Annotated in this window: 16 protein-coding genes; 8 read left to right on the forward strand and 8 right to left on the reverse strand. The window is 67.6% G+C overall.

The window, feature by feature from the left end:
• The 3 genes from AB3X43_RS16110 to AB3X43_RS16120 form a co-directional block, all read right to left on the reverse strand.
• The coding region (locus tag AB3X43_RS16110; RefSeq protein ID WP_369430879.1) for a hypothetical protein at positions 1-3,087 on the reverse strand (3,087 nt) is incomplete at its 3' end.
• 112 nt (positions 3,088-3,199) lie between these two features.
• Entirely contained in the window at positions 3,200-5,401 is a 2,202-nt protein-coding gene (locus tag AB3X43_RS16115) for a malate synthase G (protein ID WP_369430880.1), read from the reverse strand.
• Positions 5,402-5,417: 16 nt separating this feature from the next.
• Complete coding sequence (locus tag AB3X43_RS16120; protein ID WP_369430881.1) at positions 5,418-6,125, reverse strand: haloacid dehalogenase type II; 708 nt, start codon at positions 6,123-6,125, stop codon at positions 5,418-5,420.
• 92 nt (positions 6,126-6,217) lie between these two features.
• Here AB3X43_RS16120 and AB3X43_RS16125 point away from each other — a divergent pair, with 92 nt between their 5' ends.
• Both AB3X43_RS16125 and ypfJ read left to right on the forward strand, forming a co-directional pair.
• Positions 6,218-7,126, forward strand: a complete 909-nt coding sequence (locus tag AB3X43_RS16125; RefSeq protein WP_369430882.1) for a LysR family transcriptional regulator — start codon at positions 6,218-6,220, stop codon at positions 7,124-7,126.
• A gap of 86 nt (positions 7,127-7,212) precedes the next feature.
• A complete protein-coding gene (ypfJ, locus tag AB3X43_RS16130; RefSeq protein ID WP_369430883.1) occupies positions 7,213-8,097 on the forward strand; it encodes a KPN_02809 family neutral zinc metallopeptidase in 885 nt (294 codons plus the stop codon).
• A 13-nt stretch (positions 8,098-8,110) separates the two neighbouring features.
• Here the strand turns inward: ypfJ and AB3X43_RS16135 are convergent, their stop codons facing one another.
• Positions 8,111-9,112 (reverse strand): AEC family transporter, encoded by a 1,002-nt coding sequence (locus AB3X43_RS16135; protein WP_369430884.1) that lies wholly within the window; start codon positions 9,110-9,112, stop codon positions 8,111-8,113.
• 155 nt (positions 9,113-9,267) lie between these two features.
• Between AB3X43_RS16135 and AB3X43_RS16140 the strand changes: the two genes are divergently transcribed.
• From AB3X43_RS16140 to AB3X43_RS16150, 3 genes are read left to right on the forward strand one after another with little or no spacing between them, the layout of a single operon-like run.
• Positions 9,268-10,341: an endonuclease/exonuclease/phosphatase family protein gene (locus AB3X43_RS16140; RefSeq protein ID WP_369430885.1), complete on the forward strand. Its 1,074-nt coding sequence runs from the start codon at positions 9,268-9,270 to the stop codon at positions 10,339-10,341.
• Positions 10,338-11,201 carry an oxygen-dependent tRNA uridine(34) hydroxylase TrhO gene (gene trhO / locus AB3X43_RS16145; protein ID WP_369430886.1) on the forward strand — a complete coding sequence of 288 codons (864 nt, stop codon included), beginning with the start codon at positions 10,338-10,340 and terminating at the stop codon, positions 11,199-11,201. The genes AB3X43_RS16140 and trhO overlap by 4 nt, the downstream gene beginning before the upstream one ends.
• Positions 11,198-12,157 carry a pseudouridine synthase gene (locus tag AB3X43_RS16150; protein ID WP_369430887.1) on the forward strand — a complete coding sequence of 320 codons (960 nt, stop codon included), beginning with the start codon at positions 11,198-11,200 and terminating at the stop codon, positions 12,155-12,157. The genes trhO and AB3X43_RS16150 overlap by 4 nt, the downstream gene beginning before the upstream one ends.
• Here AB3X43_RS16150 and AB3X43_RS16155 read toward each other — a convergent pair.
• Positions 12,138-13,358, reverse strand: a complete 1,221-nt coding sequence (locus tag AB3X43_RS16155; RefSeq protein WP_369430888.1) for an ROK family transcriptional regulator — start codon at positions 13,356-13,358, stop codon at positions 12,138-12,140. The two genes, AB3X43_RS16150 and AB3X43_RS16155, sit on opposite strands and share 20 nt — an antisense overlap.
• A gap of 20 nt (positions 13,359-13,378) precedes the next feature.
• The gene (locus AB3X43_RS16160) at positions 13,379-14,179 is read right to left on the reverse strand and encodes an ATP-binding cassette domain-containing protein (RefSeq protein WP_369430889.1); all 801 of its coding nucleotides are present in this window, start codon (positions 14,177-14,179) and stop codon (positions 13,379-13,381) included.
• Between the two features lie 202 nt (positions 14,180-14,381).
• Between AB3X43_RS16160 and AB3X43_RS16165 the strand changes: the two genes are divergently transcribed.
• Genes AB3X43_RS16165 through AB3X43_RS16175 form a run of 3 tightly spaced genes read left to right on the forward strand, consistent with a single transcriptional unit; the run spans position 14,382 to position 16,988 of the window.
• Positions 14,382-15,338: a sugar ABC transporter substrate-binding protein gene (locus AB3X43_RS16165; protein ID WP_369430890.1), complete on the forward strand. Its 957-nt coding sequence runs from the start codon at positions 14,382-14,384 to the stop codon at positions 15,336-15,338.
• 14 nt (positions 15,339-15,352) lie between these two features.
• On the forward strand, positions 15,353-16,297 hold the full coding sequence (locus AB3X43_RS16170) for an ABC transporter permease (RefSeq protein WP_369430891.1): 945 nt from the start codon (positions 15,353-15,355) through the stop codon (positions 16,295-16,297).
• 28 nt (positions 16,298-16,325) lie between these two features.
• Positions 16,326-16,988 carry a transaldolase family protein gene (locus AB3X43_RS16175; RefSeq protein ID WP_369430892.1) on the forward strand — a complete coding sequence of 221 codons (663 nt, stop codon included), beginning with the start codon at positions 16,326-16,328 and terminating at the stop codon, positions 16,986-16,988.
• Positions 16,989-17,012: 24 nt separating this feature from the next.
• Here the strand turns inward: AB3X43_RS16175 and acuI are convergent, their stop codons facing one another.
• On the reverse strand, positions 17,013-18,014 hold the full coding sequence (gene acuI, locus AB3X43_RS16180) for an acrylyl-CoA reductase (NADPH) (RefSeq protein ID WP_369430893.1): 1,002 nt from the start codon (positions 18,012-18,014) through the stop codon (positions 17,013-17,015).
• An 87-nt stretch (positions 18,015-18,101) separates the two neighbouring features.
• Positions 18,102-18,639 (reverse strand): tannase/feruloyl esterase family alpha/beta hydrolase (locus AB3X43_RS16185; RefSeq protein WP_369430894.1); only part of this gene is annotated, 538 nt, incomplete at its 5' end.

An 18,639-nucleotide genomic window follows, 5' to 3' on the forward strand; every position in this document is an offset into this window, starting at 1 on the left:
CTCCAATAGCTCGGGGACATGCTCGCGCTGAGCCGATTGGTCAGAGTGCAGACGCATGTGAAGGATCTCCAGCGCCACATCGAATCCGTCCGGTTGATCAGCAAGGATCAGCACCAGATCCTTGAGATCCCTTCCTGCCAAATGATCGGTTGCTCGCCCGAACGCAAGGGAGAGGAACATGCGAACTGGTACCAGCCCCATGTTCAGTGCTCGCTTCAGCCGCGCGATACCTCGTTCATCGAACTCCACGGCGGAATGCAGACTGGGAAGAAATGTCTGCAAGGTCGGTTCATCGAGTGCTGAATCGAGGAGATCTTGCGCAAATTGTCGGTCCCGCTCCCATAGCTCGGCCAGAAATCCCCGGAATATTTGGGCATCACGATGCGCAACATCGACCTGTTCAAACCCTTGAACGAGTCGGCCCCAAGTCTCACGAGGGACGGTGGACACGCGAGCCATGCCACGACCAAATGCCCAAACTCGAATGCCACCTCTGAGGAGATCCGGAAGAAGTTTGGCCAGTGCCGTATCGCTGGCAAGGACCTGTCCTGCAAGATGACACGCAAGCGCATCCAATCGAGAGGATGAACTTTCTGCGGTGTCGTCGTCCTCCAAATCGTCAAGGTAGAACGAGCCTGTCCGGTCTCCCAGCACCACGGCGCGCACCTGTCCCAACAGGTCAGACGGCTTCAGATCAGAGTCCAACGCAGCCAGAAGCGATACGACCTCGGGCGTCATCTGTTCCTTGTCAAATTTCATCGTCTGGCGACAGGCAAACCAACCAGCACACCAGAACCCATCCGCGGCGAACTGGCGCATGACGCGACCCAGTTCGTCCCGCAGTCCCTCGATCGACCACAACCCTCGAAATCTGTTCGCAAGCAGATCGCGCAACTCACCGGCCAGCACGCCCTCTTTCAAAACCAGCCTCTCGATGAACGCAAGCACAGCGATGTACCAGCCAACGACTTCAGCTCCGTCTCGTGGCTGGTACCCATAGTCCCGTGACCGCGCGCCAAACTGGAATTGCTGGAATGCGTGACAGTACGTTTCAAGCACCTTGTCCAGTGCAGAGATCCCAAGAGACTGGCGCGATTTTTCAGACTCCTTCAACAGGGACTCGATGACGCGCAGGCGTTGTTCAAGAGGAGCATGAGTCCCTGACAGGCTCGGCGCGAACAAGGAAACGAAGGCACCCCGTGGATCATTGGAATGGTTGTGCTCTTTGATTGATACCGCGGCCTGTACAAGCAACCGAGCACACCGTTCGAAAAACTCCGGCTCATAGGCGAGCGAGCACAGCAAGCCCCGATGCTTCAGCCATGTCTTTGCAGCATCGTCAGGTGACCGTTCACGTTCAACACGCTCCAACGCTGCCAGCGTGGCCTCCATGCAAACCGGGGCGATGTTCGTGAACATCGCCCGCTTGACCCCGAACTCATCCAGATCCTCAATTTTTCCGAGCAAGCCGTCCGGCGCCAGCCACCTTTTCGCAAGTTCCACCGCCTTGGGGTGGCGATGCAGGAACGACAGTCGCCGGGAAAACGATCGCGCCAGCCGCTCTGTTCCGTCCGTGACCAACAGGCGCTCAATCATGGAAAGGGGAATTTCTTCCAGCGCACGCCCAGCCAGATGATTTGCGAGTGCATGTGGCAGGACGGCGCGCCAGACACTGCGCTTCTGGACGAGGTCACGACGCACCAGCCCACCGACATGGCGATGAATGGTCAACACACTCATTTCCGCCAATTCAGCTAGCCGTGCCAGTTCGCCTCCCGGCTCGGTACCTTCGCCATCGAACGAGTAGACCAGCGCGCAAACCTGCGCAGCACGACGCAGCCCTTCATCTGGTGCAGCGCGCTGCCAGAACAGTCGATCAAACAACTCCCCGCCCGACAAGCCGGCGACTGTTCCGGTCCGTTCCACGGTATCGGCGAGCGTAACGGCGATGCGCGCATTGCCTCCGGATGCATCGGCAATCGTTCGAGAGTCCACCGACGACAGGTGGGGAAACCGCCGACTCAGCAGCTTTTCGATCAGGTCGGGAGATGCTGTCGTGAGTGTCACGACTTGCGTGTTCTCAGGCAGTTCGTCCCGCACGTCGTACTCGACGGTGAGGACGCTCACGGTGCTGCCGGATTTTGTGCATTGTTCCGAAAGCCGGCGGTGCAAGTCGGGAGGACAGTTATCCACAACCAACACGACTGGCATCTGATGCGCAAGCAGATCGGAGGCCATGCCAACCGGCTGGGGATCCGGGTCGTCCGCCAGATTGGTATAGACGGCCAGCGATCTCGGCAAAGCTCGACTGCCCACCCGGTCATCGAACAGTGCCTGCACGAATCGTGTCTTGCCCACGCCCGACAGACCGACCAGCCGCACGACCCTGCCGGGCTGACGCAGTTCGTCTCGCAGTTCATCGATCGCATCGGCGACCGACCGCGCTGGCTCCTCCATTCGACGCCCCAGATGCAGCCGGAGCGCACCGTCGAGCAGATACTCTGCATCGACACCTTCAACCCCACCGCACCAGGCACCAAAGGGCTGCCAACCCGGCAGCGACCGGCCGACCTTCTGCCGGACCCAGGCGATGATTCCCGGATGTTGGCGGACTGCGGTGGCTAGCCGAGTCTGGTCATAAAAGTCGAGGTGGAGTCGATCAGCGCCATCTACATCAGACAAGGCAGAGCGCATGGCTTCGCATCGACGATCGAGCGAACTTGCGGAGACCGATGCCGCCGAACTGACAATCACGTAGGCCCCTGCCTCGTCCACCAAACCCTGGATCACCGCGCGGATCGATCCGGAAGGACGCATCTCCAGAGCAATCTTGGCAGCCCCCATGTCCGGTTTCTTGACCTGAAAACCGGTCGAGAACCGTGGCACAAAACCATCGATGAGCGTGCCTTGTGGCAAGGCAACACGAACATCGATTCCGCCATCCTTGGCTGTCTGACTACCGCCCCGGGTCACAGCGAGTGGGGACAACCGTCGGCTACCCAGTTCGGCTTCACAGAGGCGACCGACCAGCTCACGCAGGTCGGTGTCATTTAGCCGATGGATGTCTTCAGGCGTGATATCGAACACAGTGCTTGAGGCAGTCGGAGGTCACATCGTACTGGCCAGTCACCATCAACATGAAAAACAAACGGCGCCCCGCAGGGCGCCGTCCTCACGACTTCAAGCCGTCAGAGCCGGATCAGGCCGCCGCCTTCACCTTCAACCGCCACGCGTGCAGCAGCGGCTCCGTGTACCCGCTCGGCTGCGTCTGCCCCTGGAACACCAGATCCAGCGCCGCCTGATACGCCGCGCCATCGTGGTTCGCCGCCAGCGACTTGTAGAGCGGATCGCCCGCGTTCTGCCCGTCCACCACCACCGCCATGCGCGCAAACGCCTCGCGCACCTGCTGCTCGGTCACCACGCCGTGCAGCAGCCAGTTGCAGATGTGCTGGCTCGAAATCCGCAGCGTCGCGCGGTCTTCCATCAGCCCCACGCCGTTGATGTCCGGCACCTTCGAACAGCCCACGCCCTGGTCCACCCAGCGCACGACGTAGCCCAGGATGCCCTGCACGTTGTTGTCGATCTCCTGCTGGCGCTCGGCGTCGGACCACCTGGCTTCGGCGACGACCGGCACCGTCAGCAGGTCGGTCATCAGCTGGTCGGTCAGCGCCGGGTTGGCGGCGTCGCCGCTGGCCTCGATCTGCTGCTGGACGGCAGCGACGCTGATCTGGTGGTAGTGCAGCGCGTGCAGCGTCGCGGCGGTCGGGCTCGGCACCCAGGCGGTGTTGGCGCCGGCCTTCGGATGGGCGACCTTCTGCTCCATCATGGCGGCCATCAGGTCCGGCATGGCCCACATGCCCTTGCCGATCTGCGCACGGCCACGCAGGCCGCAGGACAGGCCGATCAGCACGTTGCGGCGCTCGTAGGCGGCGATCCAGGCGCTGGACTTGATGTCGCCCTTGCGCATCATCGGGCCGGCGTGCATGGCGGTGTGCATCTCGTCACCGGTGCGGTCGAGGAAGCCGGTGTTGATGAAGGCCACGCGCGACGAGGCAGCGGCGATGCAGGCCTTGAGGTTGACCGACGTGCGGCGCTCCTCGTCCATGATGCCGAGCTTGACGGTGCTGTCGGGCAGGCCGAGCAGTTGCTCGACGCGGCCGAACAGCTCGCCCGCGAACGCGACTTCCGCCGGGCCGTGCATCTTCGGCTTGACGATGTAGACGCTGCCGGTGCGGCTGTTCTTCAGGCCGTTGGCACCGTGGCGCTGCAGATCGTGCAAGGCGATGGTGGTCGTCACCACGGCGTCGAGGATGCCTTCCGGGATCTCCTTGCCCTCGGCGCCCCAGAGGATCGCCGGGTTGGTCATCAGGTGGCCGACATTGCGCACGAACATCAGCGAGCGGCCGTGCAGCACGACCTCGCCGCCGTTCGGGCCGGTGTAGACACGGTCGGTGTTCAGGCGGCGGGTGAAGGTCTTGCCACCCTTGGCGACTTCTTCGGTCAGCGTGCCGAGCTGGATGCCGAGCCAGTTGCGGTAGGCCAGCACCTTGTCCTCGGCGTCCACGGCGGCGACCGAGTCTTCCAGGTCGAGGATGGTGGACAGCGCCGACTCGATCACCACGTCGGACACACCCGCCGCGTCGGTCTTGCCGGTGGCCGTCGCGCGGTTGATGAGGATGTCGATGTGCAGGCCGTTGTTGACCAGCAGGATCGAGGTCGGCGCCGCGGCGTCGCCCTGGTAGCCGACGAACTGCGCCGGGTTGTCCAGACCGGCCGTGGCGCCACTCTTCAGCGCGACGACCAGTTGACCGCCTTCGACGCGGTAGCCGGTGGCGTCCTTGTGCGTGGCACCGGCCAGCGGGGTGGCCTGGTCGAGGAAGTTGCGGGCGAACTCGATCACGCGGTTGCCGCGCACCGGGTTGTAGCCGCCGGCCTTCTCGGCGCCGTTCGCTTCGGAGATGGCGTCGGTGCCGTACAGCGCGTCGTACAGCGAACCCCAGCGGGCGTTGGCGGCGTTGAGCGCGTAGCGGGCGTTCAGGATCGGCACCACCAGCTGCGGGCCGGCCTGCAGCGCGAGTTCGGCGTCCACGTTGGCGGTCGTGGTCTGCACGGTCGCCGGCACCTGGACGAGGTAGCCGATCTGGTTCAGGAAAGCCTGGTAGGCGGCCATGTCGGCGATCGGGCCAGGGTTCGCCTGGTGCCAGGCGTCCATCTCCAGCTGGATGCGGTCGCGTTCGGCCAGCAGCGCGGCGTTCTTCGGTGCGAGGTCACCGACGATGGCATCGAAGCCGGCCCAGAACGCGGCCGAGGCAACGCCGGTGTTCGGCAGCACTTCATCCTCGATGAAGCGGAACAGGTCGGTGGCCACTTGCAGGCCGTGGATGGTGGTGCGTGCGGTCATGGTGGGAACCTCGGGATCAGGAAGGAAAGAAATTCAGGACATCGCGCAGGCTTTCGCCGACGCGGGTCGGCTCGGTGCCGAGTGTTTCGAGCGGCGCACCGGTCCGGTTGACCCACAGCGTCGTGTAGCCGAACCAGGTGGCGCCGAGCGCGTCCCAGCCGTTGCTGGAGACGAAGAGGATCTGCTTCGCGGCCAGGCCCAGCGTCTTGGGCCCGAGGGCATAGGCACGCGGATCGGTCTTGAAGGCGCGCGCCGGCTCGACGCTGATGACGTGATCAAGCAACGGGCCGAGTCCGGCGCTGCGCACCGCGATGCCGAGCATGTCGGGGTCGCCGTTGCTGAGGATGCCGGTCGGCACGCCGCGGTCCTTCAGGCCCGCCAGCACCTCGCGCACCTCGGGGAAGGCGCTCAGGTGGCGGTACTGGTTCATCAGCCGGTCTTCGGACTCGGGCGTCAGCACCAGATGCAGCCGCGCGCTGGCGTGGCGCAGCGCGGCACGGGTGAGATCCCAGAACGGGCGGTAGCGGCTGCCGTCGGGCGCGCTCATGGTGATGAGGCGCGTGTAGTCAATCTGCTTGTCGCGCCACAGCAGCGACAGCGCCTCGCCCCGGCCGGGGAAGAGCTGCTCGGCCGTCAGTGCGACGCTGTAGACATCGAACAGCGTGCCGTAGGCGTCGAACAGGACGGCCTGGGGAACGGCGGGAGACGCAGACGGCTTGTGCATGGTGCCGCCACTGTATTACAACCTTTCATGATCATTGATAGCCAAAATATCGAATGATTTGTGACTTGAATGAATGTAATTCACAATCCAGCATGGACCGCCTCAAGCAACTCGAAACCTTCACCGCGGTGGTCACCCGCGGCAGCCTGACGGCCGCCGCGTTGGCAGAAGGGGTGGCCCCCGCGGTGATCGGGCGGCGGCTGGACGCGCTGGAAGAGCGCCTGGGCGTCAAGCTGCTCGTGCGCACCACGCGCAAGCTCACCCTCACCCACGAGGGCAGCGCCTTTCTCGAAGACTGCACCCGCGTGCTCGCCGATCTCGCCAGCGCGGAAGCCAGCGTCAGCGCCGGCGGCGTGAAGGCCAGCGGCCATGTGCGCATCACCGCGCCGGGTGGCTTCGGTCGTCGGCATGTGGCCCCGCTGCTGCCGCGCTTCCTTGCGCTGCATCCGGAGGTGTCGCTGTCGCTCAACCTGTCGGACCGCATCATCGACATGGTCAACGAGGGCTACGACTGCGCGGTGCGCGTCGGCGACCTGCCCGACTCCAGCCTGATCTCGGTCCGGCTGGCCGACAACCGCCGCCGCTGCGTGGCCGCGCCGTCCTACCTCGCGCGCGCCGGCACGCCGCAGCAACCGCAGGAGCTGATGCGCCACGAGTGCCTGACGCTCAGCTCCGAGGCCAGCCAGTCGCGCGGATGGGCGTTCCTGATGGACGGCGCAGTGCAGTACCTGCGCCCGCCGGGCCGGCTCGACTGCTCGGACGGACAGGTGCTGCACGCCTGGTGCCTGCAGGGCCTGGGCATCGCGTGGCGCAGCACCTGGGAGGTCGAGGCCGACCTGCGCGCCGGCCGGCTCGCCAGCGTGCTGGACGACCACGCCGCGCCGCCCAACGGCATCTACGCCGTGCTGCCGCATGTGCGGCATCTGCCGCTGCGGGTGCGGCTGTGGGTGGACTTCCTCAAGCACAGCTACAGCGCGCCGGGCTACTGGAGTGCCGACTGAAGGGCCCGTCGCACCACGGGTTGTCGCGGCTGGCATGATCGCGGATCCTGCGGCAACAATGCACACAGGACACAAGGAGCACTCCCATGAGGATGGACGACCAGCGCGAAAGCGACGAGGTGGAAGACCGCCGTGGTGGCGGCTTCGGCGGAGGCGGTGGCTCGCCGATCGGCGGTCGCAGTGTCGGGCTGGGCACGGTGGCGCTGGCCGTCGTGGCCGGCTGGGTCTTCGGCATCAACCCGATGACCATCATCAACGTGATCGGCGGCGTGAGCGGCGGGCCGGCCGTGGTTCAGCAGGCACCGGCCACGCACACCGCACCCCAGCAGGACGAGAGCACCCGCTTCGTCTCCAAGGTGCTGGCGTCCACCGAAGACGTGTGGGATGGCGTGTTCCGCCAGGCCCACGCGCAGTACCAGAAACCGAAGCTGGTGCTCTACCGCGGCGCGACCCGCACGGCCTGCGGCACCGGCGAGGCGGCGATGGGGCCGTTCTACTGCCCCGGCGACTCGAAGGTCTACCTCGACCTCGACTTCTTCGACACGATGCGCCGCCAGCTCGGTGCGCCGGGCGACTTCGCGCAGGCCTATGTGGTGGCCCACGAGGTCGGCCACCATGTGCAGCACCTGATGGGCATCACAGACAAGATCGACAGCCTGCGCGAGCGCGCCAGCGAGGCACAGGCCAACGCCCTGTCGGTGCGGCTGGAGCTGCAGGCCGACTGCTTCGCCGGCGTCTGGGCCCACGACGCCGAGCAGGCGAAGAGCTTCCTCGAAACGGGTGATCTGGAAGAGGCGCTGAACGCCGCCTCGCAGATCGGCGACGACACGCTGCAGCGCAACGCCGGTGCCCGGGTGCGGCCCGAGAGCTTCACCCACGGCACCAGCCAGCAGCGCGTGACATGGTTCAAGCGCGGGCTGCAGAACGGCCAGATCGCGCAGTGCGACACCTTCCAGGCGCGCAGCCTCTGAGGCTGAACCACGCTCAGCCCGGTGCGGCGCCGAAGCGCCACGCCACCACCGCGAAGCTGCCGAACGCCAGCACGGTCGACGCCAGGATGATCCGGGCGATGCGGCCGTTGTCGGCGCCGTAGCGTTCGGCCAGCAGCGAGACGTTGCTGGCGCTCGGCAGCGCGGCGGCCAGCATCAGCACCATCAGCTGAAAGTCGCTCAGCGCCAGTCCCGCGGCCTGCGCCGCCGAACCGACCGCCCACACGAGCAGCGGGTGGACCACCAGCTTGATCAGCGCCACCGGCAGGTAGCGCACCATGGGCATCGGCGCGCCAGGGCGGCCCTGTGCATCCAGCCCCGAACGCCACAGCACCGCGCCGATCGTGAACAGCGCGACCGGGCTGGCCGCGTCGGCGAGCATCGCCACGACCTTGGCGAGCGGCCCCGGCAGCGCGAGCCCGGTGACCGACGCCAGGGCACCCAGTCCGATCGACCATGGCAGCGGGTTGCCCAAGGCCGCACGCATCGAGCGCACGACCGCCGCACGCGCTGCCGCCGCGTCGCCTCGGTGACTGGCGGCCGGGTCGTCGTGGTGCAGCTGCGCAATGGCGATGCACAGCGAGCTGGTGACGAACAGGTCGGCCAGCACGGTCGTGATCGTCGGCCCCGCCGCCGCCGGCCCGACCAGCGCCACCAGCAGCGGCACGCCCATGAAACCGGTGTTCGGGAAGGCCGCCACCAGCGCGCCGAACGCGGCGTCGCGCAGGTTGCCCGCCGTGCGGCGGGTCGTCGCCACGGTGAGCGCCAACACCACCAGCGCACACAGCAGGTACACGCCCAGCACCACCGGATCGAACAGTTCGCGCACCGGCAGGTTCGCGCCGAAGCGGAACAGCAGACACGGCAGCGCGAAGTACAGGACAAACGCGTTCATGCCCGGCACCGCCGCCAGCGGCAGCAGCCCGCGTCGCGCCGCCAGGTAGCCGATCAGGATCAGGGCGAAGAAGGGAATGGTGACGGAGAAGATGGCCTGCATGGGGCGAAGTATCCCAGCCGTCGGCCGGTACCCGCACCAGCCGCGGCAGTGAGGCGGCCTGCAATGCGAAGAATTGAAACAGCCTCGGCAAACCGGCCACAGCGGCCCGGACACGGGGGCGACAATGCGCGCCATCTGTTCCGGAGTCCTGCACCTTGAGTTCCTCGCCATCCACCCCTTCCGCACTCCAGTGGCTCGCCCGCCTCGCCGTCGCGGCGTCCCTGGTGTGCGCAGTCGGCCTGGCCGGGCTGTACCAGTTCGGCCCGGCACGCAGTGGCTGGGCCGAGCTGCTGCGCTACGTGCCATTCCTGCTCTACACCGCGCCGGCAGCCCTCGCGCTGCTGCTGTCGCTGGCGCTGGGCTGGTGGTGGCGGCTGGGTGCGCTGCTGGCCCTCGGTCTGATGGGCACGGCGGTGATGGACCTCAGCCTGGGCCGGGGCCGCACCGACCTGCCACCCGATGCGCCGGGCACGCGCACCGTGCGCTTCATGACCTACAACATCAAGTCCTACCGCGCGGTGTTCCGCGAGGGCGGGTTCGTGCCGCTGAACAACGAGATCGCGCAGCAGCAACCCGACATCCTGGTGATGCAGGACGCCCGCGAGGTCTCGCGCCAGGGTGACCTGCCCTACGGCATGCGCGCGGTGCTGCCGAAACACAGGCTCTACACCTACGGGCAGTACGCTGTCGCCAGCCGGTTCCCGATCAGCGGCTGCGCGCCGGCGGACCTGTCGCTGAAGGACGAGAAGTTCGACTACGTGCGCTGCACGGTGGACATCGACGGCACCCGCATCGACCTCGTCACCGCCCACCTGCTCACCCCGCGCGAAGGCCTGAACGCCACCCGCGAAGACCGTCTGCAGAGCCTGGCGGAATGGCGCAGCAACTTCGCCGACCGCCTGAGCCAGGCCGAGCGCATCGCCGCGGTGCTGACACCCCTCAAGCACCCCACCATCGTCGCCGGCGATCTGAATGCGCCCGAACACTCGGTCGTCGTGCGCACCCTGCTCGATCTGGGGCTGCGCGACGCCTTCTCGGCAGCCGGCCGCGGCTGGGGCTTCACGCATGGCCACTCGCTCAAGCCGGGCGTGAGCTTCCTGCGGATCGACCACATCCTCGTCAGCCCGGAGATCGGCGTGCGCGAGGCCCATGTCGGCTGGCGCGGCGGCTCGGAGCACCGGCCGGTGGTGGCCGATCTGGTGATCCCCACGAAGTCGGCCGCGCCATGACGGCCCGTGCCCTGCCCGAAGTGATCCACAGCGCGTTCTACCGCTTCACCCGGCTCGACGATCCCGCCGCCACCGCCGAGGCACTGCGCGCGCGCAGCCGCGACACCGGCGTGCTCGGCAGCCTCGTCGTCGCGACCGAGGGGCTCAGCGGCGTGGTCGCCGGCCCGGTCGCGGCGGTGACGGCCTTCGAGGCGGCACTGACTGGTGATCCCGTCTTCGGCGGCGCCTTCGCCGATCTGCACTTCAAGCGCAGCCCCTGCACGACCGCGCCGTTCGCGCGGATGAAGGTCCACGTCAAGCCGGAGATCGTCGCCCTCGGCCTGGAGGGTGTCAGCGGCCTGGACGAAACCCCTGCCCAGCGCACCGCAACGCACCTGGGCCCGGCCGCCTGGCAGGCGCTGCTCGCCGATGACACCGTGGTGGTGCTCGACAACCGCAACCGCTTCGAGTGGCGCCTCGGGCGGTTCCGCGGCGCGGTGGATCCGGGTGTGGACAACTTCCGTGACTTCGCCGAGCTGGTGCGCACCCAGGCGCCGCACTGGAAGGCCCGTGGACAACGGGTGGCGATGTACTGCACCGGCGGCATCCGCTGCGAGAAGACGGGGGTGTGGATGCGCGAGGCACTCGGGCTGGAGGTGTTCCAGCTCGACGGCGGCATCCTGAACTACCTGGAACAGACCGCCGGCCAGTCGGACGACACCTGGCGCGGCGAATGTTTCGTGTTCGACAACCGCATCGCGCTGGACGCGCAACTGCGCGAGACGGCCACCACCGCCGAGCAGGTCTACGACCCGGCGCAGCCCGGCGAGGCCTGGCGACTCGAACGCGCCCGCCGGCTCGACACCGCCACCGGCAGATGAGCCGCGCCCGCCCTGCCTGGACACCACCGATGCGCGATGGCGTGGGCGCCAGCCGCGTGGCCATCACGCCGGGACCGTGGCCCACCGTGGCGGACTATCTTGCCCACAGGTTATCCACAGTTTCGCTGGAAGACTGGCGCCTGCGACTGGACCGCGGCGAGGTGCTCGATGCACAGGGCCGGCCGGTCGCACCCGGTGCGCCCTGCGTTGTCCACAGCACGCTCTGGTACTGGCGCACGCTGGACACGCCCGAGCCGCGCATCCCGTTCGAGGCCGAGGTCCTGTTCCGGGACGACTGGCTGCTCGCTGTGGACAAGCCGCATTTCCTGCCGATGACGCCCAAGGGCCGCTATGTACAGGAGACGCTGCTGGTGCGCCTGAAGCGGCTGACCGGCATCGAGACGCTGGTGCCGATGCACCGGCTGGACCGGGAGACGGCGGGGGTCGTGCTGTTCTCCATCCGGCCGGAGACGCGGCATGCGTACCAGTCCATGTTCCGGGACCGGGCGATCCACAAGGTCTACGAAGCAGTGGCGCCCTGGTCGGATGCCCTGGCGGCCACGCTGCCGCTGGAGCGCAGCAGCCGGCTGGCCGAGCGCGAGGACGCCTTCATGCAGATGCACGAAGTGCCTGGCGAACCGAACGCGGTGACGCGGGTCGCGCTGATCGAGCGCCACGGCGCACTGGCCCGCTACCGCCTGACGCCGCAGACCGGGCAGAAGCACCAGTTGCGGGCCCACCTGAACGCGCTGGGGATCCCGATCGTCGGTGACCGGATCTACCCGGTGCTGCAACCCGATCTGGCACCGGGCGCCGAGCCGGACTACCGCGAGCCGCTGCGGCTGCTGGCACGGGAAATCGCGTTCACCGACCCGGTGACAGGGGATGCACGGCGCTTCGCGAGCCAGCGCACATTGAGCCCGAACCACCCGGCACTCACGCCATCGACGGCTTGAGGAAGATGTCCTTGTCGGGGAAGAACTGCGTGTGCAGCGGCAGCAGCGCGCCGCCGAGTGCACGGGCGTGGGCGCCGACACGGCCGGCCAGCAGCGCCGGCTGGTGCATGCCGTCGAACTTGTAGGCGGCCAGCCGCTCGCGGGTGCGCTGCAGCAGCGCGTCGATGAGGGGACGGGCCAGCGAGCCGTCGATGATGACGGCGTCGAGGTCGAGCATGGCTGCGCCGCTGGCCACGGTCATCGCCAGCGCCAGGCCGGCCTGCTCCAGCCAGGGCTCGGTGTAACAGGCGTAGGCCATGTCCATGATGGTGTCCTGCTGCACCAGCAGCGGATCGAAGCCGGCCTTCAGCAGCGCCTGCTCCAGCTGCCAGCCGGAGGCCACCTCCAGCAGCTGCGGCGGTGCCGTGCCGTCCACGGCCGCCAACCCGACCGGCAGCGAGCCGATGGCGCCCGCGTTGCCGCGGTGGCCGATGTCGATGTGCCCCGACAGCACGAGGCCGCCACCGACGAAGGTGCCCACGAAGACATAGAGGAAGCTGCGCACGCTCTGGCCATGGCCCTGCAGCAGCTCGGCCACGCAGGCGGCCGTCGTGTCCTTGGCGAAGCTCACCGGCAGGTGGGTCAGCGCCTCGACTTCCTGCTTGAGATCCATGTGCTGCCAGCCGGCCAGCGCGTTGTGCGCCTGCGAGCCGAGCAGGCTGGCCCACTTGTCCATCGACAGCGGCGAGGTCAGCCCGAGACCGACCACGCGGCTCCAGAGGGGGCCGAGCTGGGTCTGCAGCGCGTCCAGCCCCTGCTGGATGCAGGGCAGCACCTGCGCCGGATCAGGGTAGGCATAGTGGAATTCGTGGCGAAAGCGCACCTTGCCGACGAAGTCGCAGGCCAGCACTTCGAGGCTGCGCCGGCCGACCTGCACGCCCAGGCTGATCGCGCCGTCCGGGTCGAGAGAGAGCGGCACCGAGGGCTGGCCGATCTTGCCGCGGATGCGCTCCTGCTTGATGAGCAGCCCGTCGTCGAGCAGCCGGCTGACGATGACCGAGACCGTCTGCGACGAGAGCTGCGTCAGTCGGGCGAGGTCGGCCTTCGGGATCGCACCGTGCAGGCGGATGGCCTGCAGCACGATGCGCTCGTTGAACTGGCGCATGCCGGTGTGGTTGGAGCCGCGTACGGCCCGCTCGTCGGCTTCGAAGGGCGTGGTCATCAGGTGCATCGGGATCAGGTTCAGGGAGTGGCGACGGACTCCCGCACCAGCCGGGCCGGATCGATCGCCCCGGTGATGAGGCCGACGATCTGCTCGGGGTGGGTGTTGCGCGTCTCCAGGTTCGCAATGATGCGCCCTTGGCGGAAAACCCAGATGCGGTCCACGAGATCGAAGACCTGCCGCAGGTTGTGGCTGATGATGATCAGCGGAACGCCGCGTGCCTTCAGGCCCTTGATGATCTGCTCGACACGCGCCGTTTCCTGCACGCCCAGCGCGGCGGTCGGCTCGTCGAGGATGATGAGCTTCTTGGCAAACCCGGCCGCCCGCGCGATCGCCACGCACTGGCGCTGGCCACCGGACATGCCGCGCAGGCTTTCGCTCAGATCCTGGATCTTGACGCCCGTGGTGGACAGCATCTCGACCGACTGGGCGCGCATCGCCTTGTGGTTCAGGATGGACAGCGGCCCCAGCGACAGCCGCGTGATCTCGCGTCCGAGAAAGATGTTGGCCGGCACGTCCAGATCCTCGGCCAGCGCGAGCGTCTGGTAGACCGTTTCGATGCCCTGCTCGCGGGCATCGAGCGGAGAGTCGAAACTGACCGCCTGGCCGTCGAGCGCAATCGTGCCGCTGTTGGGCTGCTCCACGCCGGTGATCAGGCGCACGAAGGTGCTCTTGCCCGCGCCGTTGTCGCCCACGATCGCAGCGTGTTCGCCGGGGGCGAGCGAGAACTGCGCCTCCGTCAGCGCCTTCACGCCACCGTAGTGCTTGGTCAGACCGCGGATCTCCAGCACGGGCCGCGGGGTGTTCGTGGAAAGGGCCATGGCAGAGGCGTCCTTGACAGTCAGGGAAGGTGGAACGGAGGATGCACCAGCCTCCCCGGTTCTGCATTAGTAAATCACCTAGGTTTACTTACATGGCCGAGGCGCATCCAATGCGATGCACCACAGGTTGACCCTGACACGGACGCTGATCCGGGCCTGCTGGACACCCCACCATCGATTCCTGGATTCCTGGAGACAAGCCATGTCATTCAATCGCACCCTGGGCCGTCTGGCGGCAGTCATGTGCACCGCCGGCCTGCTGATGTCGGCGGCGCAGGCGCAGACCATTGCCTACATCACCAATGGCAACACCAACGAAGGCTGGACGCTGATCAACGGCGGCGCCAAGGATGCAGCGAAGAAGGCCGGTGTCAAGTTCATCGAGCTGGCCGCTGAAAAGGGCGAGCTGTCCAAGCAGCTGGCGATCGTGGAAGACATGATCACCCGCAAGGTCAACGCCATCGCCATCGCCCCGGTCGACAGCGCCGGCATCGCCCCGGCGGTGAACAAGGCCCTGGCCGCCGGCATCCCGGTCATCGCGGTCGACACCGGCATCACCGGCGCCAAGATCACCAGCTACGTCGCCACCGACAACATCAAGGCCGCGAATGTCCAGGGTTCGTGGGCCGCGGACCAGGTCGCCGATGGCGACACCGTCATCTACGTGACCGGCGACCAGGGCCAGTCCACCGGCCGCGAGCGCCGCGAAGGCTTCCTGCAGGGCCTGAACGCCAAGCGCAAGAACGTCAAGGTCGTCGATGTGCCGACGACGTGGGACCAGACGATGGCCCAGAACGGCGTCGAAGCCGCGCTGCGCACCAACCCGAACGCCAAGGTCATCGCCTGCGCCTGGGACGGCGGCGCGCTCGGCGCCAAGGCCGCGATGCTGTCGGCCGGCCTGAAGCCCGGTGCGATCAAGATCGCCGGCTTCGACGGCTCGCCCGGCGGCCTGGACATGATGAAGGACGGCTGGCAGCAGGCCAACGCCGCCCAGATGCTGGCCAAGATCGGCGCCGTCGGCGTGGAAACCGCCATCGCTGCCGCCAACGGCAAGAAGGTCGATGCCCGCATCGACACCGGCAGCTTCCTGGTCCTGCCGTCCAACGTGGACCAGTTCGCCAAGGACTCCGGCGTCGGCCAGTTCATGAAGAAGAAGTAACGAAGGCGGCCCCCATGCGCTACATCACACGACAAGAGTGGTACGGGGCCTTGGTCGCCGTGCTGGTGCTGGGGGTGTTCCTCTCGGTGGCCTCGCCGTTTTTCCTGAGCGGCCGTAACCTGAGCAACATCCTGGTGCAGGCGTCGGTGATCGCGCTGCTGGCCGGGGGGCAGACCTTCGTGATCCTGACCGGCGGGGTCGATCTGGCGGTCGGTGCGCTGACAGCGCTGGCCGGTGCAGTGGCCGGCTACATGATGGTCAAGCTGGGCATCAACCCGTACCTGGCGATCCTGGCGGCTGTCGGCATCGGCGCGGCGGTGGGCCTGTTCAACGGCTATCTGGTCGCCTTCGTCGGCATTCCGGCGTTCATCGTGACGCTGGGCGGGCTGACGCTGTGGCGCGGCCTGGCGTTCGAGTCCACGGGCGGTTTCGACATGGCCGGCCTGCCCGAGCCGTTTCCCTTCATCGGCAATGGCGAACTGCTCGGCATCCCGATGCCCATCGTCGTGATGGCGGTCTTCTACGGCACGATGGGCTTCATCCTGTCGAGCACCAAGCTCGGCCGCTACGTCTACGCCATCGGTTCCAACGAGATGGGCGCGCGCCAGGTCGGCATCAACATCCGCTGGTACAAGCTGGGCGTCTACCTCGTGTCGGGGCTGTCGTGCGCGCTGGCGGCGATCGTGCTGATGGGCCGCATGGATTCGTCGAGCGGCAAGATGGCGCAGATGTTCGAGCTGGACGCGATCGCCGCCGTGATCCTGGGCGGCACCTCGCTGTTCGGCGGGCGCGGCAGCCTGTGGGGCAGCCTGCTGGGCGCGATCCTGATCGGCATGATCCGCAACGGCATGAACCTGCTGGAAGTCTCGCAGTTCAAGCAGATGATGGCGATTGGCGCGGTGGTGATCATCGCGGTGTGGATCGACGTGATCCGGCGCAAGCGGCTGCTGCGCAAGTAGGCCCCCCGCCCGCCGCTACCATGGCGGGATGACTGCACCCTTCCACCTCTACCTCGACAGCGCCGACCTGACGGCGCTGCGCACCTGCCTGCCGCACCCGGTGGTGCATGGCGTGACGACCAACCCGACGCTGCTCAAGCGGGCCGGGGTCACCTGGGACGCGCTGCCGGGGCTGCTGGACACGCTGCTGCAGCTGGGCGCGCAGCAGGTGCAGGCGCAGGTGCGCTCGCCGGACGTGGATGGGATGCTGGCCGACGCCGACACGCTGCTGCGGCATTTCGACGCAGGCCAGCTCGTCGTGAAGATCCCGGCCACCCGCGCCGGGCTGATGGCAGGTGCGGCGCTCACCGCCCGCGGCGTGCCGGTGACCTACACAGCGGTCTATGCGCTGGAGCAGGCGCATTTCGCCGCACAGCTCGGCGCCGCCTACGCCGCACCCTACCTCGGCCGGCTGAACGATTCCGGCGTCGATGGCCTGGCGCTGATCGGCCGGATGCAAGCCTTGGCGGCCGCCAGCGGCGCACCGATGCGGCTGCTGGTGGCGAGCATCCGCAGCCGGCAGGCGTACCTGGATCTGCTGGCGCTCGGTGTCGGCGCCATCACGATTCCGCCCGCGCTGTTCGCCGAGCTGATGGACCACGAGGCGACGATCGCGGCAGAGCGCGGTTTCCTGGCCGACGCCACCGAGTGAGCCTGCACCGGACGCCGCGACCGCTCAGGCATTGACGTCCACCACCACGCGCCCGCGGATCTTCCCCGCCAAGATATCCACAGCCCCCTGCGGGGCCTCGGCCAGCCTGATCGTGCGGGTCATCGACGCGAGCTTGGCCCGGTCCAGGTCCGTCGCCAGCCGCGCCCAGGCCTGCTGGCGGCGCCCGGTCGGGCACATCACCGAGTCCACGCCCAGCAGCCGCACGCCGCGCAGGATGAAGGGCGCGACGCTGGTGGACAAGTCCATGCCCTGCGCCAATCCACAGGCCGCGACCGCGCCGCCGTAGCGCGTCTGCGCCAGGGCGTTGGCGAGGGTGTGCGAGCCGACCGAATCGACTACACCGGCCCAGCGCTCCTTCTGCAGCGGCTTGCCGGCTGTGGATAACCCGGCGCGGTCGATCACCTCGGCGGCACCGAGGGCGCGCAGGTAGTCGGCCTCGTCGAGCTTGCCGGTGGACGCCACGACCCGGTAGCCGAGGCTGCCGAGCAGCGCGACGGCCACGCTGCCCACCCCGCCGCTCGCGCCCGTGACGAGGATCTCGCCGCTGTCCGGCCGCACGCCCGCGTCTTCCAGCGCCATCACGCACAGCATTGCGGTGTAGCCCGCCGTGCCGATGGCCATCGCCTGGGCTGTGGACAACCCGGCGGGCCGCGCGATCAGCCAGTCGCCTTTCAGGCGCGCCTTCTGCGACAGGCAACCCCAGTGCGTTTCGCCAACGCCCCAGCCGTTGTGGATCACCTGGTCGCCGACCTGCCAGCGCGGGTCTGTGGACAACTCGACCGTGCCCGCGCCGTCGATGCCTGGCACCATCGGCCATTGGCGCACGACCGGGCTGCGGTTGGTCAGCGCGAGGCCGTCCTTGTAGTTGATCGTCGAGTGGGCCAGGCGCACGACGACACTGGCGTCACCGGTGTGGACGACCAGTTCCTCATCGGTCAGGTCGTCGCGCAAGCGGGCCGCAAAGGCGCCGTCGGTCTTCGTGAGGTACAGGGCGGTGAAGGACATGGTGGGTCTCCGGAGGGCTGCAGCCGAAGATTGAACCATGTCGCTCCCTGCCCCGCTGTCACGCGGGTTCAGCCGCGCACGGGCAGGTCACTGGCAGGTGAAGCTGTCGGCCAGCTCCAGGCTGCCGCTGCCCTTGTACTTCGCGACCTTCGGGTAGGCGCACAGCGGCCGAGTGCGCGTGGCGGCCCAGCTCGCGGGCACTTCCGCGTTGACGCCGCCGGCATTGCCCGTGCCGCGGGCGCTGGCGACCACTGCGTCGGGCGCCTTGCCCTGCTCGACCCACTGGACCAGCGGCGTGAGCATGTCGAACTGGTCGGTGGCGGGACCGCCCGAGCAGTGGTTCATGCCCGGCACGCCGTAGAGGCGCGCGAAGTTGCTGGCGTCGCCGCCGTTGGCGCTGGCCAGGTTCTTGATCCAGGTGACCGAGTCGTCGTAGGAGAACACCGGATCGCTGACCCCGTGGTAGACCATCACCTTGGCGCCACGGTTCTTCAGCACCGCCAGGTTCGACGGAGTCGGCGGCGTCATGAAGTCCATGCCGGAGACGGTGTAGGTGGCGCTGGTGGCGGTGATGCCGGCCGCCAGCGCGTCGATGGACGCGGTGAGCGGGTTGGCGATGAAGGCC

Origin of the sequence: Sphaerotilus sp. (assembly GCF_041083715.1) — a bacterium.
Lineage (GTDB): Bacteria > Pseudomonadota > Gammaproteobacteria > Burkholderiales > Burkholderiaceae_C > Sphaerotilus.